Source organism: Streptomyces sp. NPDC053560 (assembly GCF_044544605.1).
Classification (GTDB): Bacteria; Actinomycetota; Actinomycetes; order Streptomycetales; family Streptomycetaceae; genus Streptomyces.
In genome coordinates this window covers 83,707-105,461 of record NZ_JBITXI010000021.1, presented here as the reverse complement: position 1 = coordinate 105,461, position 21,755 = coordinate 83,707, and the positions used below count along the sequence as shown (strand labels likewise).

Below are 21,755 nucleotides of genomic sequence, written 5' to 3'. Positions count from 1 at the left end.
CCACGGGCGGGTCTGTTTCGTTCAAGGGGAATCGCCCGTGAGTTTTTTTGCAAAGCTGTTCGGCAAGAGTGACCGCAAGGACGGCGGCAACGCCTCTGCGCGGCACGCCGCGCCGCGGCAGTCAGGTGAGCCGGCGGCAAATGAGGAGCGTCCGCTCTTCCGTGACGAGGTGGCCGGCTCCGCCGGTGGCACTTCCGGTGGTCAGCGGCCGGGTTCTGTTGACCCTGCCGCGTCCGCCCCCATAGGTTTCCAGGAACCATCAGCCGCTACGGGTGGAGGGTCCGCCTTGCCGGTTTGTACGAGGTGCGGGCACCGCAATGCCGAGGCGAGCCGGTTCTGCTCCAACTGCGGCGCGCCGCTGCGCGCCGGGGGGCAGGCCGAGCGTCCCTCCGAGACGACCTCGACCATCTCCATCTCGGGGATCGAGGCCTACGACGCGGAGACGACGGGGCAGACCCCGATGCCTTCGCTGTCCCCCGAGGCCCAGGCCGCCGTGGACGCGTTGCCGCTCGGCTCCGCGCTCCTCGTCGTCCGCCGGGGCCCCAATTCCGGCAGCCGCTTCCTGCTGGACAGCGACCTGACCACGGCGGGGCGCCATCCGCAGAGCGACATCTTCCTGGACGACGTGACGGTCTCCCGCAGCCACGTGGAGTTCAGTCGCGGCCAGGACGGCGGCTTCACCGTCGCCGACGTCGGCAGCCTGAACGGCACCTACGTCAACCGTGAGCGGATCGACTCCGTTCCGCTCGCCAACGGCGACGAGGTGCAGATCGGCAAGTTCCGCCTGGTCTTCTACGCGAGCCAGCGGGGCGTCGGCATCTGACCCGCCAGGGAAGGCACATGCACCACACAGCGTCGGGCGGTGCCGGGTCCTCCGGCACCGCCGCCGCGGGCGGCGAGCTGGTGAGCATCGGTACGGTGCTCAACCTGCTGCGCGACGAATTTCCCGAGGTCACGATCTCCAAGATCCGTTTCCTGGAGTCCGAGGGGCTCGTCGAGCCGCAGCGTACGCCGTCCGGGTACCGGAAGTTCAGCACGGAGGACGTGGAGCGGCTGGCGGGCGTGCTGCGCATGCAGCGCGACCACTATCTGCCGCTGAAGGTCATCCGTGAGCATCTGGACGCCCTGGCGCGCGGTGAGGACGTGCAGCTCCCGGCGCCGGCCGCGGCGCCCAGGGAGCTGCTGGACGGCGTACAGGAGCCGTCCGGCGAGTATCCGACGGCCGCCCGGATCGGCCGCGACGAGCTGCTGGCCGCCACTGAGGTGGACGAATCCGAGCTCGCGGACTGGGAGGCGTACGGACTGCTCGCCCCGGCGTCCGACGGCGGGTACGACATCGAAGCCGTCGCGGTCGCCAAGCTCGTCGCCGAGCTGGGCCGTTTCGGCCTGGAAGCGCGCCATCTGCGGGCGGTGAAGGCCGCGGCAGAGCGCGAGGCGGGCCTGATCGAGCAGGTCGTGGCGCCGCTGAAGCGGCACCGCAACCCGCAGACCAGGGCCCACGCGGAGGCCACGGCCAGGGAGCTGGCCACGCTCTCCGTACGACTGCATGCGGCCCTGGTCCAGGCCGCTCTCCACGTCCGGCTGCCGTGACCTTGGGTGAGGGCGTCCCCGCCGAGGGGGTGCCCGACTATCCAAACCGGCCGGGCACGTCCTAGGGTTGCTGTGTGAACGAGCTCGACGTCGTGGGTGTCCGGGTGGAAATGCCTTCCAACCAACCGATCGTGCTGCTGCGCGAGGTGGGAGGCGACCGCTACCTGCCCATTTGGATCGGGCCCGGCGAGGCGACCGCCATCGCCTTCGCCCAGCAGGGGATGGCCCCTGCGCGGCCGCTGACGCACGACCTGTTCAAGGACGTGCTGGAGGCGGTGGGCCAGGAGCTGTCCCAGGTGCGCATCACCGACCTGCGGGAAGGCGTCTTCTATGCCGAGCTGGTCTTCGCCAGCGGTGTGGAGGTCAGCGCCCGCCCGTCCGACGCCATAGCGCTGGCGCTGCGCACGGGTACGCCGATCTACGGGACCGACGGGGTGCTGGACGATGCCGGCATCGCGATCCCGGACGAGCAGGAGGACGAAGTGGAGAAGTTCCGCGAGTTCCTCGATCAGATCTCGCCCGAGGACTTCGGGACCAACAGCCAGTAGCGCGGGTGCGGATTCGCCGCCGGCAGGTGGCGTGCGGGGCGCACGAGAGCACGCCCGGCGCACAACCCACCAGACATTCCCCGCATAAAGTCACGTGAAACCACTCGTAGGGTGATTATCACTCGGCGTGGCGAGCGCGGCGATCGTTGACGCACCCCGAGTGACTGCATACCGTCGATGAGGCAGGTCCCGTCCGGGACGTGGAGGACGGAGGTCGGCGTGGCAATCACCGGCGACGGTACGGCGGCGGGAGGGGCATTGCCGCTTCACACTGGCGCGGCGAACCGTGCCCCGATAGACCGTGCCCCGGCGCAGGCCACCGGCAAGCCGGTGGACAGGGGTGCCGAGACCATTGGGTACCGAGGTCCGACGGCGTGTGCCGCCGCGGGCATCACCTACCGGCAACTGGACTACTGGGCGCGTACGGGCCTGGTGGAGCCCAGCGTGCGGCCCGCGTACGGGTCGGGCACCCAGCGGCTCTACAGCTTCCGGGACGTCGTCGTCCTGAAGATCGTCAAGCGGCTGCTGGACACCGGCGTCTCCCTGCAGAACATCCGCACGGCGGTGCAGCACCTCGCCTCGCGCGAGCTGTCCGATCTGGCGCAGATGACGCTGATGAGCGACGGCGCGACGGTGTACGAGTGCACCTCGCCCGACGAGGTCGTCGACCTGCTCCAGGGCGGCCAGGGCGTCTTCGGCATCGCCGTCGGTGTGGTCTGGCGGGACGTGGAGGCCGGCTTGGAGCAGCTGCACGGAGAGCGCGTGGACACCGGCGAGACCCTCGTCGGCCACAACCCCCACGACGAGCTGGCCCGCCGCCGCAACCGCGCGGTCTGACGCCGCCGGGGCCCGCCACGGAACGGGCCGACGGCAGGCGCGAAGGGTCCGGCCGACCCGGCCGGACGACATCCCCCAGCAGGTCACCAGAGGCTTCACGGCCCGCCGAGCGGCCGATTGTCAGTGGCGTACGGCACCATCAATCACGTGAGACGTACGCCGACGATCCTGCATCTCGACATGGATGCGTTCTTCGCGGCCGCCGAGCAGGCGGCCAAGCCCAGCCTGCGCGGAAAGCCCGTCGTCGTGGGTGGCATCGGCGGGCGCGGCGTCGTCTCCACCGCCTCGTACGAAGCCCGCGTCTTCGGGGTCCGCTCGGCCATGCCCACCGCCCAGGCCCGCCGGCTCTGCCCGAACGCCGCCTACCTCGCGCCGCGCTTCCACGTGTACCGCGAGGTCAGCGACAAGGTCATGACGCTGCTGCACGAGCTGTCGCCCCTTGTGGAGCCGCTGAGCCTGGACGAGGCGTTCGTCGACCTGGAGGCCGGCGGCGTCGCCGACGACGGAGATTCGGCCCGCGCGGTGGGGGAGCAGCTGCGCCGCGACATTCTGGCCGTCACGGGGCTGACCGGATCGGTGGGTCTCGCGGGCGCCAAGATGCTCGCCAAGATCGCGTCCGAGCAGGCCAAGCCGAACGGCCTGGTGCTGATCGAGCCGGGCACCGAGCGGGAGCTGCTGGGACCGATGTCCGTGCGGACGCTGCCGGGCGTGGGCCCTGCCACGGCCGAGGCGCTGCGCAAGGCCGGGATCCACACGATCGCCGAGACCGCCGAGGCCGGCGAGGCCGAGCTGGTGCGGCTGCTGGGGAGGGCGCACGGCGCAGGGTTGTACGCCATGGCACTGGGGCAGGACGACCGCCCGGTGGTCGCGGAGCGGGACGCCAAGTCGATCTCCGTCGAGGACACCTTCGAGGTGGACCTCACCGACCGTACGCGGGTGCGTGCCGAGGTGATGCGGCTGGCGGACCGGTGCGTGCAGCGGCTGCGGGCGGCCGGGCGCTCGGGCCGTACGGTCGTGCTGAAGGTGCGCAACTACGATTTCTCCACGCTGACCAGGTCCGAGACCCAGCGCGGGCCGACGGACGACCCCGCGGTGGTGCGGGACGCGGCAGGGCGGCTGCTGGACCTGATCGACACCACGGGTGGCGTGCGGCTGCTCGGCGTGGGCGTGAGCGGCCTCGCGGACTTCACGCAGGAGGACCTCTTCGCCCAGGCGGCGACGGAGCGGGCGGCCGAGGAGGCCCGGCTCGCCGAGGAGGCGAAGGCGGCCGCCGGAGCGGCCGGCGGGGACAATGGGGCGGAAGAGGCTGAGGAGGCCGCTGAGCGCCCCAGGAAGTGGGTGCCGGGCCTGGACGTGGTCCATGCCGAGTACGGCCCTGGATGGGTCCAGGGAAGCGGTCTGGGGCGGGTCACCGTACGGTTCGAGCAGCCGTGGTCCGCGCCGGGGCGGGTACGGACCTTCCTCGTCGACGATCCGGCACTGACGCCGGGGGAGGCGCTGCCCCTGGTGGGCGGCGGGCCGGACGTGACCGCCGCGCAAGCACCCACGCACGCCGACGACACTGCGGTGCCCCCGCCGATACCCGACGGCTCGCTGCCGTCCTCATCGGTATCCGACGGTCCGCCGCCGTCCTCATCGGTATCCGACGGTCCGCCGCCGTCCTCGCCGATATCCGGCGGTACGCCGCCGTCCGGTGCTCAGTCCTCCGGCGAGCCTGCTATGCGGCCGAACTCCCGGTCGGCGGAGCCGGCGGGCGAGCGGCCCCCGTCCTCGTCGGCGAGTGCCGCGTCCGTGGCGGAGATATCCAGCCGGTAGTGGTGGTAGAGCTGGAGTTCCTGCTCGGGGGAGAGGTGCCGGCCCACTCCGAAGTCCGGCGCGTCCTTGATCAGCTTCCGCTCGTACGGCACGTGCAGCGCGTCGTCCACCAGCCGGCTCGGCTCCAGCGGCACGAACGCGTCCCGGCTGAAGAGTCCCGTCCGGATCGCCGCCCACTCCGGCTCGCCGGTCGCGTCGTCCAGGTACACCTCGTCGATGGTGCCGATCCTGGTGCCGTGCCGGTCGAACGCCTTGCGGCCGATCAGACTGCGGGGATCGATGTCGGTCTGCACGGTTCCTCCTACCTGCCGGAACTGCCCTGTGCACCCTACGAAACGGCACATTCCCCGCCCCGGCCACTCGGGGGATGCCGGGCAGCCGCGCTGGTAGGCTGGTCAGCGATCGATGACCCCGTGCGGGAGAGCCCTCCGTCCCCCGGGCCGGAGGCGCCGAAGGAGCAACTCCTCCCCGGAATCTCTCAGGCACCCGTACCGCGCGGACGAGATCACTCTGGAAAGCAGGGTGGGCCACGGACCAGCGCAGTGCCGGAGCCCCTCCTCACCGACGGTGAAAGCCGGGCGTTGCGTACGTTCCGGTGAAGCTCTCAGGTTGAGATGACAGAGGGGGAGGCCGTCCGGGCACCCGCGCCGTGGTGCCCCTCGTAGGTCCCAGAGACCAGGAGGCCCCCGCAGATGACCACCAACCGCATCTCGCTGACCGAGCTGGAACGCGGCACCCCCTTCGAGCAGCGTCACATCGGCCCGGACCAGGAGTCCCAGGCCAAGATGCTCGCCCACATCGGCTTCGGCTCGCTGGACGAACTCACCGCGGCCGCCGTCCCCGACGTGATCAAGAGCGCGGAGGCGCTGGACCTGCCCCAGGGGCGTACCGAAGCGGACGTACTGGACGAGCTGCGGGCCCTCGCGGACCGCAACCACGTGCTCGCTCCCATGATCGGCCTGGGCTACTACGGCACGTTCACGCCGCCGGTCATCCTGCGCAACGTCATGGAGAACCCCGCCTGGTACACCGCGTACACCCCGTACCAGCCGGAGATCTCGCAGGGCCGCCTGGAGGCGCTGCTCAACTTCCAGACCATGGTCGCCGACCTCACCGGCCTGCCCACCTCCGGCGCCTCCTTGCTGGACGAGGGCACCGCGGCGGCGGAGGCCATGGCCCTCTCCCGCCGCGTCGGCAAGGTCAAGAAGGGCGTCTTCCTCGTCGACGCCGACTGTCTGCCGCAGACCATCGCCGTCATAGAGACCCGTGCGGAGCCCACCGGCGTCGAGGTCGTCGTCGCCGACCTGAGCGACGGCATCCCCGCCGAGATTGCCGAGCGCGGCGTCTTCGGCGTGCTGCTCCAGTACCCCGGCGCGTCCGGCGCGGTCCGTGACCCCCGCGCCCTCATCGAACAAGCTCACGAACTTGGCGCGATCGTGACCGTCGCGGCCGACCTCCTGGCCCTGACGCTGCTCACCTCGCCCGGCGAGCTGGGCGCCGACATCGCCGTCGGCACGACCCAGCGCTTCGGCGTGCCGATGGGCTTCGGCGGCCCGCACGCCGGCTACATGGCCGTCCGCGAGAAGTTCGCCCGCAGCCTCCCCGGCCGCCTCGTCGGCGTCTCCGTCGACGCCGACGGCAACAAGGCCTACCGCCTGGCCCTCCAGACCCGCGAGCAGCACATCCGCCGCGAGAAGGCCACCAGCAACATCTGCACCGCGCAGGTCCTCCTCGCCGTCATGGCCGGCATGTACGCCGTCTACCACGGCCCCGAGGGCCTGGCCGCCATCGCCCGCCGTACCCACCGCTACGCCACCGTCCTCGCCGAGGGCCTGCGCGCCGGCGGCGTCGAGGTGGTGCACGGTACGTACTTCGACACCCTCACCGCACGGGTCCCCGGCCGCGCCGCCGAGATCGTCGCCGCCGCCCGCGAGGCCGGCGTCAACCTCCGCCAGGTCGACGCCGACCTGGTCGGCATCGCCTGCGACGAGACCACCGGACGCGCTCAGCTCACCGCCGTCCTCGGCGCCTTCGGCGTCCAGGGCGACATCGAACAGCTCGACGCGGCCGCCGCCGACGCGCTGCCCGAGTCCCTGCTGCGCGCCGACGACTACCTCGGCCACCCGGTCTTCCACCAGTACCGTTCCGAGACCGCGATGCTGCGCTACCTGCGCACCCTCGCCGACCGCGACTACGCGTTGGACCGCGGCATGATCCCGCTCGGCTCCTGCACGATGAAGCTGAACGCCACCACCGAGATGGAGCCGGTGACCTGGCCGCAGTTCGGCCAGCTGCACCCCTTCGCGCCGGTCGGCCAGGCCCAGGGCTACCTCACCCTCATCCAGGAACTGGAGGAGCGCCTCGCCGTCGTCACCGGCTACGACAAGGTCTCCCTCCAGCCCAACGCCGGCTCCCAGGGCGAGCTCGCCGGCCTGCTCGCCGTCCGCGCGTACCACCGTGCCAACGGCGACGAGCAGCGCACCGTCTGCCTCATCCCGTCCTCCGCGCACGGCACCAACGCCGCCAGCGCCGTGATGGCCGGCATGAAGGTCGTCGTCGTCAAGACCGGCGACGACGGCGAGGTCGACACCGACGACCTGCACGCCAAGATCGAGCAGTACCGCGACGAGCTGGCCGTCCTGATGGTCACCTACCCGTCCACGCACGGCGTGTTCGAGGAGCACATCACCCAGATCTGCGCCGCCGTGCACGACGCGGGCGGCCAGGTCTACGTCGACGGTGCCAACCTCAACGCGCTGGTCGGCGTCGCCGAGCCGGGCAAGTTCGGCGGCGACGTCTCGCACCTGAACCTGCACAAGACCTTCTGCATCCCGCACGGCGGCGGCGGCCCCGGCGTCGGCCCGGTCGGCGTGCGCGCGCACCTCGCGCCGTACCTGCCCAACCACCCGCTGCAGCCCACCGCGGGCCCCGAGACCGGCGTCGGCCCGATCTCCGCGGCCCCCTGGGGCTCGGCCGGGATCCTGCCGATCTCCTGGGCGTACGTCCGCCTCATGGGCGGCGAGGGCCTCAAGCGCGCCACCCAGGTCGCGGTGCTCTCCGCCAACTACATCGCCAAGCGCCTGGAGCCGCACTACCCGGTGCTCTACACCGGCCCCGGCGGCCTCGTCGCGCACGAATGCATCATCGATGTACGGCCGCTGACCAAGGCCACCGGCGTCAGCATCGACGACGTCGCCAAGCGCCTGATCGACTACGGCTTCCACGCGCCGACCATGTCCTTCCCGGTCGCCGGCACGTTCATGATCGAGCCGACCGAGAGTGAGGACCTCACCGAACTGGACCGTTTCTGCGACGCGATGATCGCCATCCGCGCGGAGATCGAGAAGGTCGGCACGGGGGAGTGGGACAAGGACGACAACCCGCTGCGCAACGCCCCGCACACCGCGTCCGCCCTGACCGGCGAGTGGCAGCACTCCTACACCCGGCAGGAAGCCGTCCACCCGGCCGGCGTCGACCCGGCCGCCAAGTACTGGCCGCCGGTGCGCCGCATCGACGGCGCCTTCGGCGACCGCAACCTCGTGTGCTCCTGCCCGCCGCTGGAGGACTACGCCGGCTGACGGCATTCCGGCGCCCGTGCGGTACGCACCACACGGGCGCCCGCACACAAAAGGGCCCTCGGCGCTATCCGCCGGGGGCCCTGCTCGTTCCCGCTCACCGCGTCAGGCCGCGGTGACGACCCGCCCGGTGCCCATCGGCCGGTGCGGGTCGATGACCTGCCCGTCCGGCAGGAGCTCACCGGTGTCCTCGAAGAGAAGTACGCCGTTGCACAACAGGCTCCAGCCCTGTTCCGGGTGGTGCGCCACGAGATGCGCGGCTTCCCGGTCGGCGGACTCTGCTGACGGACACGGTGGCTGGTGCTGGCACATGGATGCTGTCTTTCGCTGCGGTGTGGTGGTGGACGTCTTCCTGCGGCGCGATGAAGTGTTCATGGCCGCCCCCCGTTCGGTAGTTCGCTCCCAGTGTTGCCCTACAGAACTGATTCCGCAGGGATTTCGCAGCAGCCGTACTTACTCGGTAAGGACGCATCACCCGTGCGGGCGGTTGCCGCCGCCAAGACAGCACCTACGGGTGGTTCCGTCTGGTCATTCCGGGCTAGTCCCGTGGCGGAACGGCACGTTCAGGCACGCTCCGGCCGGACACGCGGCCGCGTACGGCTACCCGTACTGATGCCCCGCCGAACCACCCGGGACACCCGCGGACAACAGTGCGCCCCGCGGTGAGGAGAACCGCGGGGCGCATTCCGGCAATGCGGTACCTGCCCGGCAGGCGGCGTTTCGAGGGACGCCGCGTACCGAGTACCTACGCCGGCGAGCCGAGGAGGGGCGCCGGGGTGAGGCGGAGCGTGAGACGGGACAGGAGATCGGCGACACGGTGCGGCCGGTGGGCGGCGATGCCGGGCGGTGCCGGGGCCAGTGGGACCAGCAGGTCCCCCGGTACCGGGCAGCCTTCGGCACCGTCCGCCGTGACGTCCTCGTGCAGCCACAGCGTGAGCATGTACAGCTCCGGTACGGAGAGCAGCCGTGGCTGATACGCGGCAGGCACGGATTCGGCCTGGTGCAGGGCCCGTTCGATCGCGGACACGTACGGTCCCTCACCGAAGTGCGAGAACGCCCAGCCGTCCGGCGTGAGCATGGCATCCGCCGTGGCCAGCGCGCGTTCGCCACCACGGATGAGGAATCGCCAGCCGGTCAGGCGGGTACGCGGGGTGCCGCGCCGCGAGACGTCGTCGAGTACATGGACGGGCAGGGGACGTTCGGGGCGCAGCGGCCCCTGATGGACACGGAGGGCGGGAGTCGGGGCCTCACGTACGGCAGTAGGAGAACCGAGGGCGGTGAGGACGCTGCGCAGGGCGGGAGCAGGGGCAGGGGGTACATGCAGCGGCATGGTGGGTCGCCTCTCACTTGGGAGACACGGTGGTGCTGGGCACGTGCGGACGACGCTGTCAGCAGGCGGGAGCAGAGCGTGGCCGACCGGGGCCATGGCCCGGCGGGGGTGTCAGCCGCTGTGCCTCAGCCTCGGAAATGCCCCGCTAGCTGGGCGCCAACTCTCTGCCTCGTCCACGAAGTTTATACGACAGGTGTTCAGTGCTTGTTTCGGCTACCGCTGACGGAGATTTTTGGCAAGTCGTATTACGGCCCGTTCTCCGCGGTGTTTTCGATGCAATTATGCACCCTGTTGGTGCACGGACCTCGGATTACTCCGACGACGCGGTCGGCCGGATGTCATCGTGCTTTGGAACAGGGCCAATGCGCCGGGCGCGAGCCCCCGCCGTATGCCCTCGGAATGTGCCATTCGGTCCGACCTCCCAAGCCTATCGGGGGCACCCGGCCCCCCGAGGCGTTATCGAACCGATTGCCGGGCATCATCGACCGCACGGACCCGCGCCCCGCGGGCCCGCCACGTCAGGAGGGACGCTCCGATGGGGGAGAAGGTCAGCGCCGGCGGAATTGATCCCGGCGACCGGCAGCGTTATCGAAGAAGGCTCAACGAGTGCCTGGAGGCATTGGAGAGGCTACTGGCCGAGAAGCGGTTCGACCGCCCCAAGAACCTCATGGGCCTGGAGATAGAATTGAATCTTGCCAGCGCCGACGGCATGCCCAGGATGATGAACTCCGAGGTGCTGGAACGCATCGCCAGCCGGGATTTCCAGACCGAGCTCGCCCAGTTCAACCTGGAAGTCAATATCCTGCCGCACCGCCTCTCCGGACGCGTGCTGGACCAGCTCGCCGAAGAACTGCGCACCGGCCTCGCCTACGCCGACCGCAAGGCCCGCGAAGTCGCAGCGCGCATCGTGATGATCGGCATTCTGCCCACCCTCACCGCTGAGGACCTGGTCTCCTCCAACCTCTCCGAGGCCGACCGCTACACACTCCTCAACGACGAGATGCGGGCCGCCCGCGGCGAGGACTTCGAGATCGACATCGAAGGAGTGGAGCGGCTCACCGCCACCTCACCCTCCATCGCCCCCGAAGCCGCCTGCACCTCCGTACAACTGCACCTCCAGGTCACCCCCGGCCGCTTCGCCGCCGTATGGAACGCCGCCCAGGCCCTCACCGCCGTACAGATCGCCATCGGCGCCAACTCGCCCTTCCTCTTCGGCCGCGAACTGTGGCGCGAATCCCGGCCACCGGTCTTCCAGCAGTCCACCGACACCCGCCCGCCCGAACTCCAGGCCCAGGGCGTCCGCCCCCGCACCTGGTTCGGCGAACGATGGATCGAATCGGCCCACGACCTCTTCGAGGAGAACGTCCGCTACTTCCCCCCACTGCTCCCCATGTGCGGCGAAGAGGACCCCCTCGCCGTACTGGAGAAGGGCGGCGTACCGGAGCTCTCCGAACTCGTCCTCCAGAACGGCACGGTCTACCGCTGGAACCGCCCCGTCTACGCCGTCACCGAAGGCGTCCCGCACCTCCGCGTCGAGAACCGTGTGCTGCCCGCCGGCCCCACCGTCACCGACGTGATCGCCAACGTCGCCTTCTACTACGGCCTCGTACGCGCCCTCGCCGACGACCCGCGGCCCGTATGGACCCGGCTGCCGTTCGCCGCCGCCGCCGAGAACTTCGAGACCGCCTGCCGCTACGGCATCGATGCCGCCCTTCAATGGCCCCGCCCCGGCCGCTCCGGAGGCATCGCCCAGATCCCCGCCGTACGCCTCGTCCTCCAGGAACTGCTGCCCATGGCCGCCGCCGGGCTCGACGGCTGGGGCGTCGCCCCCGCCGACCGCGACCACTACCTCGGCGTCATCGAGGCCCGCTGCCGCCGTCGCATCAACGGCGCCTCCTGGCAGTCCGCCGCCTACCACCGCGCCCTCCAGAGCGGCCTCGACCGCCAGGAAGCCCTCGCCGCCATGACCCGCCGCTACAGCGAACTGATGCACGAGGGACGACCGGTGCACGAGTGGGAGCTGGAGGGGGTCGTGTAGGAGGGGGGTAGGTGTGTGGGGGGACGGAGAGTGCCGCTCGGTGCGTCTGGGGACGCCGCACACTGTCCGTCCCCCTCCCCAGTGCGCGCGGGCCGGAGCCGTTCATGCAACGCCCCGTGCGACGCCCCCGCGTGCCACGTCTTCGGGGCCTTCGGGCAAGCTGTGACCTCCACTGCGGTGCGTGCCACGTGGCTACGCTCGCTGCGGCCTGTCGAGTGCGATATCCGTACCCGCATTCGAGACCCTGGCGAGGCAGTGGAGGCGTACAGGCGCTATCGCGGAACTGGAGGCAGGCGTGCAGTCCGAAGTGCACCCCGTTGCTGACTCTCTCCCCGGCGAAGGCCCGTCCGGCGGCCTCTCCCGCAGGACACTGAGGAGCGAGACACTCATCGTCCTCGCGCTCTCCCTCGGGGCCAGCGCAGTGTCCGCCCTCATCAGCTTCGTCGGAGCACTCACCAAACCCGGCGGCCTCAAGGACCAGGCGGCGAACCTCAACAGTTCCCACGCGCCCGGCCGCCCCTGGCTCGATCTCGCCTGGCAGCTCTTCGGGATCGCCACCGCGCTGGTCCCCGTAGTGCTCGTCGCCCACCTGCTCCTCAGGGAACGCGCGGGCGGGCTGCGCGCTCTCGGCCTCGACCGCCGACGCCCCGGGTTCGACCTCGGATGGGGAGTCCTGGTGGCCGCCGCCATCGGAGGCAGCGGACTGCTGCTCTACCTGGGCGCCCGAGCGGCCGGCGCCAACCTCACCGTCGTCCCCGAATCACTGCCCGACGTCTGGTGGAAATTCCCGGTCCTGATCGCCTCCGCCGTACAGAACTCGGTCGTGGAAGAGGTGATCGTCCTCGGCTACCTGCTCCGCCGCCTCGGCCAGTTGGGATGGTCACCGACGGCCGCGCTCCTCGCCAGCTCGCTCCTGCGCGGCTCGTACCACCTGTACCAAGGCATCGGCGGTTTCGTCGGCAACGTCGTGATGGGCGCACTCTTCGTACTTATCTACCGCCGCTGTGGACGACTCGCCCCCCTCATCATCGCCCATGCCACCATCGACCTAGTCGCATTCACCGGCTACGCCCTCCTGGCGGGGAGGGTGGGGTGGCTGCCAACGGGGTGAGGGGGAGTGGGGTGGGGGTGGGGGGAGGCCCCCGAGGAAAGCGGAGATCAAACGGGGGCGCCGCCACTTACCCCCGCCACCTCCCCCCCCCGGGCCTCCCCCCCGGGCCGCCTCCCCCCCGGCCACCTCCCCCCGGCATCTCCCCCTCCGCCGACCACCCCCGCCTCACCGCCCAGGGCGCGCCGCCTCCGTCAGTTCGCCCTTGATGACGGTCACCGCGCTGCCGGTCAGTAGCGTGCGGTCGCCGCGCAGTGCGGTGCGCACGAGGCCGGTACGGGTGGAGCCCTGCAGGCCGGTCAGCTCGTCGCGCCCCAGTCGCGCTGACCAGAACGGCGCGAGCGCCGTGTGCGCGCTCCCCGTCACCGGGTCCTCGGCGATGCCGACACCAGGGAAGAAGCAGCGCGTGGCGAAGTCGTAGTCGCCGTCCGGGTTCTCGGCGCGCGCGGTGGCGATCACGCCCCGATCGCCGAACCGGACCAGCGCCGCGAGATCGGGTGACAGCTCGCGTACGGTCCGCTCGTTCGCCACCTCCACCAGCAGGTCCCCCACGTGCGGGCCCGTCTCGTACGTGGAGACCGGCTCGGTACCGAGTGCCGCGGCCAGCCCCTCCGGTACCGGTACGGCGGTGAGCGGCGCGGTCGGGAAGTCCATTCCGATGGAGCCGTCGTCGGACGCGGTGGTGGTGAGTACGCCGCTGCGGGTGGCGAAGCGCACCGTGCCGGTGGCGATGCCGGCGGAGTGCAGGACGTGCGCGGTGGCGAGCGTGGCATGGCCGCACATGTCCACCTCGGTGGCGGGCGTGAGCCAGCGCAGCGCCCAGTCCGCCTCGTCGCTGTCCGGGAGCGGCAGCGCGAACGCGGTCTCCGAGAGGTTCACCTGGGCCGCGACCTGCTGCAGCCAGGACTGCTCGGGATACGACGAGCCGTCGAGCGGGACGACTCCTGCCGGATTGCCGCCGAAGGGATGGTCGGTGAAGGCGTTGACGATATGGATCTGCATGTCGTGAGCGTAAGCATCCTGGCCCATGAGTCACGAGTGCCAATCGAAGAAAATTGGACTGGCTTGAGGGCTATTGGATTGGTGTCGATCCGCCACTGCCCGCTTGTCGTGGCGAGGTGGCCGCCTTCTATGAGGCCACTCCAAATGCCCTCCATGTCGACGCTTGTCGATCGAACGCTTCCGATATATCGTTGAAGCATCGCGACAGATCAACGATAGGAGTGGCGCGAAGATGCGAGCACACGGACATGAACACTGGAACTCCGGACGTCGAGGTGGCGGCCGGGGCGAGTACGAGGGGCGGCGCGCCGCCTTCGGGCCGTTCGGGCCGCCCTTCGGTGGGCCTCCGTTCGGTGGTGGCCGAGGCCGAGGAGGTCCGCGGGGGCGTGCGCGGCGCGGTGATGTACGCGCTTCGATCCTGGCGCTGCTCAAGGACCGCCCCATGCACGGTTACGAGATGATCCAGGAGATCGCCGAGCGCAGCGGCGGCGCGTGGAAGCCGAGCCCCGGTTCGGTCTACCCGACCCTGCAGCTGCTGGAGGACGAGGGCCTGATCGCCAGTCGGAGCGAGGGCGGCAAGAAGCTGTTCGAGCTCACCGGCGAGGGGCGTACGGAAGCGGAGAACGGCTCGGACGCCCCCTGGGAAGACGCCGGTCGTGGCGTCGACTGGGAGGCGATGAGCGAGATCCGCAAGGCCGGTGGTGGCCTCGTCGAAGCCTTTCGGCAGGTGTGGGCAACCGGTACGCCGGAGCAGCGCGAGAAGGCGATCGCTGTGGTCAACCGGGCGCGGAAGGATCTCTACCTGATCCTCGCCGAGGATGAGTGAGCCGACCGGCCCATGGTGGATGCGAGGGCCGTGGTCGTGACGATGTCCGACCGCGGCCTTCGTGTGTTCAGTCGGCCGGCCCTGCCGGCCGTTCAGCGGCCGAGCCGCTGAGTCGACGAGCCGAGCCCATGGCGAAACCGCCGGTCGGCCGGTCAGGCCACGAGCCCCGCGAGCCTGTCGAGGGACTCGTCGAGCGCCGACTTCGCCGAGTCCTTCAGCTTGCCGGCCATCAACGACACGGCCGCGCCGGTGAACGACCCGTCGATCCGGACGGTCGTCGCCTCAGCCGCGGGCCCGTCCCCTTCCTCCGTGCCGGCCGGCGCGAGGGCGTACCGCATACGGAGGCTGACGCCCATCGGCCCCTTGCCCTCGATGTCGAGCAGGCGTGCGGGTTCCACAGCGCGTACGGTCCAGCTCACCTCGGCGGGGAAGCCCATGAGCTTCATGGTCTCCGCGTAGGTGGCTCCGGGCTCCAGCGTCGCAGGGCCCCCTTCGGGGAAGCCGGTGTGGGTGGCGTTCCACCGGCCGTAGGCGTCGAAGTCGGTCACGTGGCGCCATATCTCTTCCGCTGGTGCTGTGATGCGGGCCTGGGCGGTGACGTCGGCCATGTGGGCACCCCTTGGTGACGGCCCGATGGGTCGTCCTCGTCGGCGATGATCCTGGCGAGAGTTCGGCGACCGTGCGTCCGGCCGAGCCCTCGCTCCCGTGGTGCCGCGGAAGGTAGCCGCTGGTGGCGCAAGGTTCAAGACTGATGGGCCGTCAGGTTGTTGGGCGTGCGCCAGCGGGGTGCGGGGCTGCGTACCCATCCCTGGGCGCCCGCGTACGTGCCGGGCATGTCATCCGTAGGGATGAGATTTCCTTACCAGGTGCCCAACCATGGTGGGATGCGCAAATGCTCCCTCCCGGGGATGTTCCGGTAGCAAGAGGCTGGTGGGGTGGGGTACGTGCAAAACCGTACTGCGTACAACAGCGGAGCGGGTCCGTCCCCGGAGGATCTCGACGCCTGTCTGACTGTCGAGCTCGCGTCGGTGCTCTCAGCTGCCCGCAGGCGGGCCACGCGTGATGGAGACCGGCAGGTGGACACTGCCCACCTGCTGCACGGTCTTCTCGAATCCGACCCCGCCGTGCGTGAGGTGGTCGATCCCGAAGGGGACAGGACGGCACGGCTGCTGGGCTATCTCGTGCAGCGCAGCATTGGTTACGGCCTGCAGTGGCACGGCACCGTGGAGGACTCCGGGGCCGTGCCGATGGTGGCCGAGGGCGGGGTTCCGGGCTGGTCGCCGGCCGCCGCGGCCGCCATGGACGGCGCGCTGGACCGTGCGCACGCCCGTTACGCCATGCATGCCGGGTGTCTGGATCTCCTGGCCGCACTCGTCGACGACTCCGAATGCCGGGCCGTCGAAGTGCTGCGCCGCGCCTCCGTCGACACGGTGCTTCTTGCGGTGCGGCTCGACCGGCAGACCCAGGAAGCGGTGGCGGACGAGTTTTAGCTCCTCGGGGCTTCACCTGCGACGGCACGCCTGTCGCAGCAAGCCGCGATGTTCTCTCCCTGCCCTTGCTGTGACAGGGATCTCGGTGGTGAAGCTGCTGACCTCCCCTGTCATGATGGCCGGATGCACGAGACTTCGGGGACGGAAGTGAGCCTGCGTGACCGGTCGAAAGGGATCGGGCTCGGCCTCGCTCTTCTGTCGGCGTTGGCCTTCGGAGGATCGGGTGTGGCCGCGAAACCGCTGATCGCGGCCGGCCTGGAACCGCTGCACGTCACCTGGTTGCGGAGCGCGGGCGCCGCCCTCGTCATGCTGCCGGTCGCCTGGCGCCACCGCGCCCTGCTGTTCCGTCGCCCCGCACTGCTCATGGGCTTCGGGCTGCTCGCCGTAGCGGGCGTCCAGGCCTGTTACTTCGCCGCGCTGTCCCGTATTCCGGTCGGCGTCGCGCTGCTCATCGAGTACCTCGCCCCCGCGCTCGTCCTCGGCTGGGTGCGATTCGTCCAGCGTCGCCCTGTCAGCCGCGCCGCCGCGGCCGGGGCCGTCCTCGCCGTCGGCGGCCTGGCCTGCGTCGTCGAGGTGTGGGCGGGGCTGAGCTTCGACGTGCTCGGGCTGGCGCTCGCACTCGGCGCGGCCTGCTGTCAGGTGGGGTACTTCGTCCTCTCCGATCACGGCGGCGACGACGAGGACGGCGCCCACCCGCTCGGCGTGATCGCGTACGGGCTGCTCTTCGGCGCCCTCCTTCTGACCGTGGTGGCGCGGCCCTGGAACATGGACTGGTCGGTGCTCGCGGGCAGCGCCGACATGGATGGCACGACCGTCCCCGCCGTACTGCTGCTCGCCTGGCTCGTGCTGCTGGCGACGGTGCTCGCCTACCTCACCGGCGTCATCTCCGTCCGACGGCTGTCGCCCCAGGTCGCGGGCGTCGTCGCGTGCCTCGAGGCGGTGATCGCGACCGTACTGGCCTGGGTGCTGCTCGGTGAGCACCTGTCCGCGCCTCAGGTCATCGGCGGCGCGGTGGTACTCATCGGCGCGTTCATCGCACAGTCCAGCACGCCCAAGCCACCCCGGGACGTGGCCTCGCGCACCGGTGACGAGACGCGCGCGGAGACAGCGATGCCGGCAGGGTCGACCGGGTCGGTCGGCACGTAAGGGCGCAGCGCGGTTCTCCTCAAGCCTCCTGTCCCCTCACCCCTCACCCCCCGCCTCTCGCCCTCCGCGCCTCGCGAGCAGGGGCGGAGGTTTGTCCGGCCGGTCAGGCCAGACGTGGGGCGTCGTCGGAGGGCGTGCCCCAGGTGTGGACGGGCGTGGCCGGCCTCAGAGGTTCTGGAGGTAGGCGGGGACGGCCGTGCCGGGGGCCAGGTCGTCGGAGGGTATGAGCGGGCCGTACGTCGGAGCCACCGGTACGACGCCGCTCCAGTGGGGGAGCGAGAGATCTTCGGGCTCGTCGTTCGGCCCGCCGGTACGGATCTTGGCGGATACCTCCGTCAGGTCGAGCCGGATGACGGCCGTGGCGGCTAGCTCCTTGGTGTTGCCGGGGCGGGAGTCGGCGGCGCGGCCGGGCAGGACGTGATCCACCAGCGCGTCGAGCGCTGCCGTCTTTTCTTCCGGGTCGGTGACCTGGTGCGCGGTGCCGTGGACCACGACGCTGCGGTAGTTGATGGAGTGATGGAAGGCGGAGCGGGCGAGGACCAGGCCGTCGACGTGGGTGACGGTCACGCACACCGCAAGGCCGGGGTCCGTCCCGCCGGCCATCCGCAGCGGCCGTGAGCCGGTCGAGCCGTGGAGGTAGAGGCGGTCGCCGACCCTGCCGTAGAGCGTGGGGAGCACGACCGGGGCGCCGTCGCGGACGAAGCCGAGGTGGCAGACGTATCCGGCGTCGAGGATCGAGTGCACGGTGTCGCGGTCGTACGCGGCGCGGTCGGCGGACCGGGTCGGGACCGTGCGCTCGCCCGGGGCGTAGGCGGCGGGGGACTCTGCGCCGGCTTCGGCCGTTGTGGTGGATGCGGGCTCAGCCATGTTGCCAACTCCATTGCACTAGTGCATACTCATGTTTGTGCTAGGAGAGTATCGGATCGAAGGGCGGCGCGCATCGGATATTGCCGCCAGCGTCGAGCGAGCCATCGGTGCGGGCGAGCTCCAACCAGGTGAAGTCCTCCCGCCCATGCGGGAGTTGGCTGTCTACCTCGAGGTGAATCCCAACACGGTCGCGTCCGCGTACCGGACGCTGCGTGACCGAGGAGTGGTCGAAACCGCGGGACGACGTGGCACTCGCGTCCGGTCGCGCCCGACCAGTACGCCACGCGAGGCGCTGCGGGTCGACGTTCCTCCGGGCGTACGCAACGTGTCCGACGGCAATCCCGACCCCGAGCTGCTTCCGGCGCTGGGTCCGGCGCTCGCCGCCGCGGCCGATCGCGCCGCCGCCCGCCCGACGCTGTACGGCTCGCCGTTGGTGGACGAGGAACTGGCCGGGCGGGCGCGAGCCGCATTCGACGCCGACGGGGTGCCGGCCGGCCCGGTCGCGCTGACCTCCGGCTCGCTCGACGCCATCGAGCGGGTCCTCGCCGCGCACCTCCGCCCCGGAGATGCGGTGGCGGTCGAGGATCCGGGGTGGGGGAGTCTGCTGGATCTCATCCCGGCGTTGGGACTGCGCCCCGTTCCGGTCGGCGTGGACCAGGACGGACCGCTGCCGACGGAGCTGGAGCGGGCGCTGGCGCTCGGTGTGCGGGCGGCGATCGTCACGGACCGGGCGCAGAATCCGACCGGCGCGGCGGTGGGCGCGACGCGCGCCGAGGAGCTCCGCTCGCTGCTGGCCGACTATCCCACGGTTCTGCTGGTCGAGGACGACCACAGTCACCACATCGTCGACGTCCCGCTGCGTCCCCTGGCGGGGGTGACCGACCACTGGGTGCTGATCCGCTCGACGGCCAAGGCGTATGGGCCGGATCTGCGGCTGGCGGTCGTCACCGGCGACACGGTCACGGTGGACCGGCTCCGCGGACGGCAGCGGCTCGGGCCCGGCTGGGTGAGCCATCTGCTGCAGGACACGGTGATGCATCTCTGGCGCACGGAAGCCGTGGATCCGGTCGAGGTCGCCGAGTCCTACGGGCGTCGCCGCGATGAACTGATACGGGCCTTGGCCGAGCGGGGTGTCGAGGCGCACGGCCGGAGCGGGATGAACGTGTGGGTGCCGGTCCCGGACGAGACGGGTGCGGTGTCACGGCTGCTGCACGCCGGCTGGGCGGTGGCTCCCGGAGCCCGGTTCCGGATGGATTCGCCGCCCGGCATACGGATCACGGTGTCCAGCCTCTCCCACGAGGACATCGAACCGCTCGCCACGGCCGTGGCCACGGCCTGCCTGCCGGGGGAGGCCCGTCGGTACGTGTGACCGCTTCGGTACGTGTGACCGCTTGGGTGCGTCTGACCCCTTGTGTGCGTCTGACCGCTCGGCGGTGTGCGGGGCCCGGGCGCGACGGCCTGGGCCCGGCTGGAGAAACGAGGGAAGGGGGACGTAGGACGGGGGAGGTCAGGAGCGGGACGGGCGGGGGCGGCTCTGGGTGAGGGCGGCGCCGGCCAGGACGATCAGGGCGCCTACCGGGGTGTTCCAGCTGAGGTGTTCGCCCAGGACGGCGACGCCGGCGGCGGTGGCGATGACCGGGATGAAGTACGTGACCATCTGCGCGGTGGTGGGGCCGACCTCGGCCACCAGGCCGTACTGGAGGAGGAAGGCGAAGCCGGTGCCGAGGGCGCCGAGAGCGATGATCGCGAGCAGGGGGACGACGGGGAACGAGGTGGGGGGAGCGGTGAAGAGCGGCGTCACCACGGCCAGTTGCAGCGTGGCGAGGAGCAGCTGGGCGCTGGACATGGAGAGGCTGGAGTTCTTGGATCCCGCGAGGGTGCGGCGGACGTAGATCCAGCCGATCGGGTAGCAGAGCGAGGCGCCCAGGGCCATGAGCGTGCCCAGGGGGTCGGTACCGGAGAAGCCCTGCCAGGCACCGAGGACGGTCAGTACGCCGAGGAAGCCGAGACCCAGGCCCGCGACGCGGCGGCGGGTGGGGCGGTCCTCGGACAGTGCCACGACGGAGAGGGCCATGCCCCACAGCGGGGAGGTGGCGTTGCAGATGCCGGCCAGGGTGGAGGGGATGGTCAGTTCGGAGTACGCGAAGAGCGAGAAGGGCAGCGCGTTGAGGAACAGGGCGGACACTGCCAGATGAGCCCAGGTGCGCCGGCCTCGTGGCAGGCGCTCCCGCTTGGCGATGAGTACGGCGGCGAGTACGGCCGTTCCGAAGATCATGCGGCCGAACGTGACCTGGAGCGGGGCGTACCCGTGGGTGCCGACCTTGATGAACAGGAAGCTGAAGCCCCAGATCAGCGCCAGTACGGCGAACCGGATGCGCCAGTCGAGCGCGGAACGGGGCGTGGTGTGGCGAGACGTCCTCGCCGGGGTGCTTCCGCCGCTGCCGCGATCGGCGCCGGGGGCGGGGGCCGTGGCGAGGGGGCCGGGGGCTTGTGCGGAAGCAGGGTGGGGTGACGAGGAAGAGGGGGCGGTGCTCATGGCGTCAACGATCGCGTGCGGTTATCGCGTAGCACAAGTGAGATTTCGTGAGCCCTACCGCGTAGCATTGCTTATATGTTGAACATGGAGAGGCTGCGGACGCTCAGCGCCGTGGCGCGGCACGGTTCGGTGCGCGCGGCGGCTGAGGGACTGCACGTCACCACCTCCGCCGTCTCGCAGCAACTGGCCAAGCTGGAGCGGGAGACGGGGCAGCAGCTGCTGGCCAAGAACGGGCGGGGAGTGCGCCTGACCGATGCGGGGCGGCTGCTCGCCGGTCACGCGGCGCGCATCCTCTCGCAGGTCGAGCTGGCCGAGGCCGAGCTGGAGGCACACCGCGGGCAGGCGGTGGGGGAGCTGCGGATGGGGGCCTTTCCCACGGCGGCACGCGGACTGTTCCCGGACGCCCTTGCCGCGCTGCTCGTCGACCATCCGCAGCTGCGGGCGCGGCTGTGGGAGATGGAGCCGGGCGACTCGGTGCGGGCGGTGGTACGGGGCGACATCGACCTGGGTGTCGTACTGGACTGGTACAACCGGCCGTTGTCGCTGCCGGAAGGGCTGGCCAAGGCCCCGCTGTTGGACGACCCGGCGGATGTAGCCATGCCGTCGGACCACCGGCTGGCGGGGCGGCGGACCGTGGAGCTGGAGGACTTTGCGGACGACGCGTGGATCTCGTGGCCGCAGGGGGAGTTCTGCCACGACTGGCTGATGTTCACGCTGCGCAGCAAGGGGATCGAGCCGCGGATCGCGCACATGGCAGAGGAGCACGGCACGCAGCTCGCGCTGATCGCCCGGGGGCTCGGGGTGGCGGTGGCGCCGCGGCTCGGGAGGGGGCCGGTTCCGGAGGGCGTCAGCGTGGTGCCCGTACGGCATCCGATGCGGCGGCACGTGTACGCGATCTGGCGCGCCGACGCGGACCGCCGCCCGTCGATCCGCGCGGCGGTCGGGGCCCTGCGCGAGGTGGGGCGAGCGTTGGAGGAGTGAGGGGGAGGCGGTGAGGGAGGGGGAGGCGGCGAGTGGGGGGAAATGGTGAGCGGGGCGTTGGGGTGG

The 21,755-nt window shown here is 70.9% G+C and carries 20 protein-coding genes and 1 riboswitch; of the genes, 13 read left to right on the top strand and 7 right to left on the bottom strand.

The features are described 5' to 3' along the window. Window positions 1-286 precede the first annotated feature (286 nt). The 5 genes from ACIGQF_RS36270 (at window position 287) to ACIGQF_RS36250 (ending at window position 4,790) form a co-directional block, all read left to right on the top strand. Window positions 287-823 carry an FHA domain-containing protein gene (locus ACIGQF_RS36270; protein WP_361566166.1) on the top strand — a complete coding sequence of 179 codons (537 nt, stop codon included), beginning with the start codon at window positions 287-289 and terminating at the stop codon, window positions 821-823. Between the two features lie 17 nt (window positions 824-840). Next, entirely contained in the window at window positions 841-1,590 is a 750-nt protein-coding gene (locus ACIGQF_RS36265; RefSeq protein ID WP_362218237.1) for a MerR family transcriptional regulator, read from the top strand. Window positions 1,591-1,664: 74 nt separating this feature from the next. Continuing rightward, window positions 1,665-2,138, top strand: coding sequence for a bifunctional nuclease family protein (locus tag ACIGQF_RS36260; RefSeq protein WP_030263902.1), 474 nt, complete (start codon window positions 1,665-1,667; stop codon window positions 2,136-2,138). A 219-nt stretch (window positions 2,139-2,357) separates the two neighbouring features. Beyond that, window positions 2,358-2,975, top strand: coding sequence for a MerR family transcriptional regulator (locus ACIGQF_RS36255; RefSeq protein WP_399719630.1), 618 nt, complete (start codon window positions 2,358-2,360; stop codon window positions 2,973-2,975). Between the two features lie 147 nt (window positions 2,976-3,122). Continuing rightward, entirely contained in the window at window positions 3,123-4,790 is a 1,668-nt protein-coding gene (locus tag ACIGQF_RS36250) for a DNA polymerase IV (RefSeq protein ID WP_399719627.1), read from the top strand. Here ACIGQF_RS36250 and ACIGQF_RS36245 read toward each other — a convergent pair. Continuing rightward, window positions 4,673-5,083, bottom strand: coding sequence for a PRC-barrel domain-containing protein (locus tag ACIGQF_RS36245; RefSeq protein ID WP_399719624.1), 411 nt, complete (start codon window positions 5,081-5,083; stop codon window positions 4,673-4,675). The two genes, ACIGQF_RS36250 and ACIGQF_RS36245, sit on opposite strands and share 118 nt — an antisense overlap. A gap of 113 nt (window positions 5,084-5,196) precedes the next feature. Beyond that, window positions 5,197-5,294: riboswitch (glycine riboswitch) on the top strand. Between the two features lie 188 nt (window positions 5,295-5,482). Between ACIGQF_RS36245 and gcvP the strand changes: the two genes are divergently transcribed. Beyond that, window positions 5,483-8,368 carry an aminomethyl-transferring glycine dehydrogenase gene (gene gcvP, locus ACIGQF_RS36240; RefSeq protein WP_399719621.1) on the top strand — a complete coding sequence of 962 codons (2,886 nt, stop codon included), beginning with the start codon at window positions 5,483-5,485 and terminating at the stop codon, window positions 8,366-8,368. A gap of 102 nt (window positions 8,369-8,470) precedes the next feature. On the opposite strand, the gene ACIGQF_RS36235 is transcribed toward gcvP, so the two are convergent. Together ACIGQF_RS36235 and ACIGQF_RS36230 are read right to left on the bottom strand one after the other, a co-directional pair. Then, the gene (locus ACIGQF_RS36235) at window positions 8,471-8,677 is read right to left on the bottom strand and encodes a DUF5999 family protein (RefSeq protein ID WP_399719618.1); all 207 of its coding nucleotides are present in this window, start codon (window positions 8,675-8,677) and stop codon (window positions 8,471-8,473) included. 433 nt (window positions 8,678-9,110) lie between these two features. Further along, window positions 9,111-9,695 carry a hypothetical protein gene (locus ACIGQF_RS36230; protein ID WP_399719615.1) on the bottom strand — a complete coding sequence of 195 codons (585 nt, stop codon included), beginning with the start codon at window positions 9,693-9,695 and terminating at the stop codon, window positions 9,111-9,113. Between the two features lie 535 nt (window positions 9,696-10,230). Here ACIGQF_RS36230 and ACIGQF_RS36225 point away from each other — a divergent pair. Further along, the gene (locus ACIGQF_RS36225; protein WP_399719612.1) at window positions 10,231-11,733 is read left to right on the top strand and encodes a glutamate-cysteine ligase family protein; all 1,503 of its coding nucleotides are present in this window, start codon (window positions 10,231-10,233) and stop codon (window positions 11,731-11,733) included. Between the two features lie 307 nt (window positions 11,734-12,040). Then, window positions 12,041-12,844: a CPBP family intramembrane glutamic endopeptidase gene (locus ACIGQF_RS36220; RefSeq protein WP_399719656.1), complete on the top strand. Its 804-nt coding sequence runs from the start codon at window positions 12,041-12,043 to the stop codon at window positions 12,842-12,844. Between the two features lie 165 nt (window positions 12,845-13,009). On the opposite strand, the gene ACIGQF_RS36215 is transcribed toward ACIGQF_RS36220, so the two are convergent. Next, on the bottom strand, window positions 13,010-13,843 hold the full coding sequence (locus tag ACIGQF_RS36215) for a PhzF family phenazine biosynthesis protein (protein ID WP_399719609.1): 834 nt from the start codon (window positions 13,841-13,843) through the stop codon (window positions 13,010-13,012). A gap of 232 nt (window positions 13,844-14,075) precedes the next feature. Here ACIGQF_RS36215 and ACIGQF_RS36210 point away from each other — a divergent pair, with 232 nt between their 5' ends. Beyond that, window positions 14,076-14,669 (top strand): PadR family transcriptional regulator, encoded by a 594-nt coding sequence (locus ACIGQF_RS36210; protein ID WP_399719606.1) that lies wholly within the window; start codon window positions 14,076-14,078, stop codon window positions 14,667-14,669. Between the two features lie 152 nt (window positions 14,670-14,821). On the opposite strand, the gene ACIGQF_RS36205 is transcribed toward ACIGQF_RS36210, so the two are convergent. Further along, window positions 14,822-15,277 (bottom strand): SRPBCC family protein, encoded by a 456-nt coding sequence (locus ACIGQF_RS36205; protein ID WP_399719603.1) that lies wholly within the window; start codon window positions 15,275-15,277, stop codon window positions 14,822-14,824. A gap of 336 nt (window positions 15,278-15,613) precedes the next feature. Here ACIGQF_RS36205 and ACIGQF_RS36200 point away from each other — a divergent pair, with 336 nt between their 5' ends. Continuing rightward, window positions 15,614-16,159 carry a Clp protease N-terminal domain-containing protein gene (locus tag ACIGQF_RS36200; RefSeq protein ID WP_399719653.1) on the top strand — a complete coding sequence of 182 codons (546 nt, stop codon included), beginning with the start codon at window positions 15,614-15,616 and terminating at the stop codon, window positions 16,157-16,159. Between the two features lie 123 nt (window positions 16,160-16,282). Continuing rightward, complete coding sequence (locus tag ACIGQF_RS36195) at window positions 16,283-17,305, top strand: EamA family transporter (protein WP_399719601.1); 1,023 nt, start codon at window positions 16,283-16,285, stop codon at window positions 17,303-17,305. 165 nt (window positions 17,306-17,470) lie between these two features. On the opposite strand, the gene ACIGQF_RS36190 is transcribed toward ACIGQF_RS36195, so the two are convergent. Next, window positions 17,471-18,172: a pyridoxamine 5'-phosphate oxidase family protein gene (locus ACIGQF_RS36190; protein WP_399719600.1), complete on the bottom strand. Its 702-nt coding sequence runs from the start codon at window positions 18,170-18,172 to the stop codon at window positions 17,471-17,473. 37 nt (window positions 18,173-18,209) lie between these two features. On the opposite strand from ACIGQF_RS36190, the gene ACIGQF_RS36185 reads away from it, so the two are divergent. Next, window positions 18,210-19,541: an aminotransferase class I/II-fold pyridoxal phosphate-dependent enzyme gene (locus ACIGQF_RS36185; protein ID WP_399719598.1), complete on the top strand. Its 1,332-nt coding sequence runs from the start codon at window positions 18,210-18,212 to the stop codon at window positions 19,539-19,541. A 138-nt stretch (window positions 19,542-19,679) separates the two neighbouring features. Here ACIGQF_RS36185 and ACIGQF_RS36180 read toward each other — a convergent pair whose 3' ends face one another. Then, window positions 19,680-20,708: a DMT family transporter gene (locus ACIGQF_RS36180; RefSeq protein WP_399719595.1), complete on the bottom strand. Its 1,029-nt coding sequence runs from the start codon at window positions 20,706-20,708 to the stop codon at window positions 19,680-19,682. 75 nt (window positions 20,709-20,783) lie between these two features. Between ACIGQF_RS36180 and ACIGQF_RS36175 the strand changes: the two genes are divergently transcribed. Further along, window positions 20,784-21,689, top strand: coding sequence for a LysR family transcriptional regulator (locus tag ACIGQF_RS36175; protein ID WP_399719593.1), 906 nt, complete (start codon window positions 20,784-20,786; stop codon window positions 21,687-21,689). Window positions 21,690-21,755: the final 66 nt, after the last annotated feature.

Coding starts and splice junctions, on each gene's coding strand:
- gcvP (WP_399719621.1), top strand. CDS start 5,483: ATGACCACCAACCGCATCTCGCTGACCGAGCTGGAACGCGGCACCCCC.
- ACIGQF_RS36195 (WP_399719601.1), top strand. CDS start 16,283: ATGCACGAGACTTCGGGGACGGAAGTGAGCCTGCGTGACCGGTCGAAA.
- ACIGQF_RS36225 (WP_399719612.1), top strand. CDS start 10,231: ATGGGGGAGAAGGTCAGCGCCGGCGGAATTGATCCCGGCGACCGGCAG.
- ACIGQF_RS36235 (WP_399719618.1), bottom strand. CDS start 8,677: ATGTGCCAGCACCAGCCACCGTGTCCGTCAGCAGAGTCCGCCGACCGG.
- ACIGQF_RS36205 (WP_399719603.1), bottom strand. CDS start 15,277: ATGGCCGACGTCACCGCCCAGGCCCGCATCACAGCACCAGCGGAAGAG.
- ACIGQF_RS36215 (WP_399719609.1), bottom strand. CDS start 13,843: ATGCAGATCCATATCGTCAACGCCTTCACCGACCATCCCTTCGGCGGC.
- ACIGQF_RS36175 (WP_399719593.1), top strand. CDS start 20,784: ATGTTGAACATGGAGAGGCTGCGGACGCTCAGCGCCGTGGCGCGGCAC.
- ACIGQF_RS36180 (WP_399719595.1), bottom strand. CDS start 20,708: ATGAGCACCGCCCCCTCTTCCTCGTCACCCCACCCTGCTTCCGCACAA.
- ACIGQF_RS36265 (WP_362218237.1), top strand. CDS start 841: ATGCACCACACAGCGTCGGGCGGTGCCGGGTCCTCCGGCACCGCCGCC.
- ACIGQF_RS36230 (WP_399719615.1), bottom strand. CDS start 9,695: ATGCCGCTGCATGTACCCCCTGCCCCTGCTCCCGCCCTGCGCAGCGTC.
- ACIGQF_RS36210 (WP_399719606.1), top strand. CDS start 14,076: ATGCGAGCACACGGACATGAACACTGGAACTCCGGACGTCGAGGTGGC.
- ACIGQF_RS36190 (WP_399719600.1), bottom strand. CDS start 18,172: ATGGCTGAGCCCGCATCCACCACAACGGCCGAAGCCGGCGCAGAGTCC.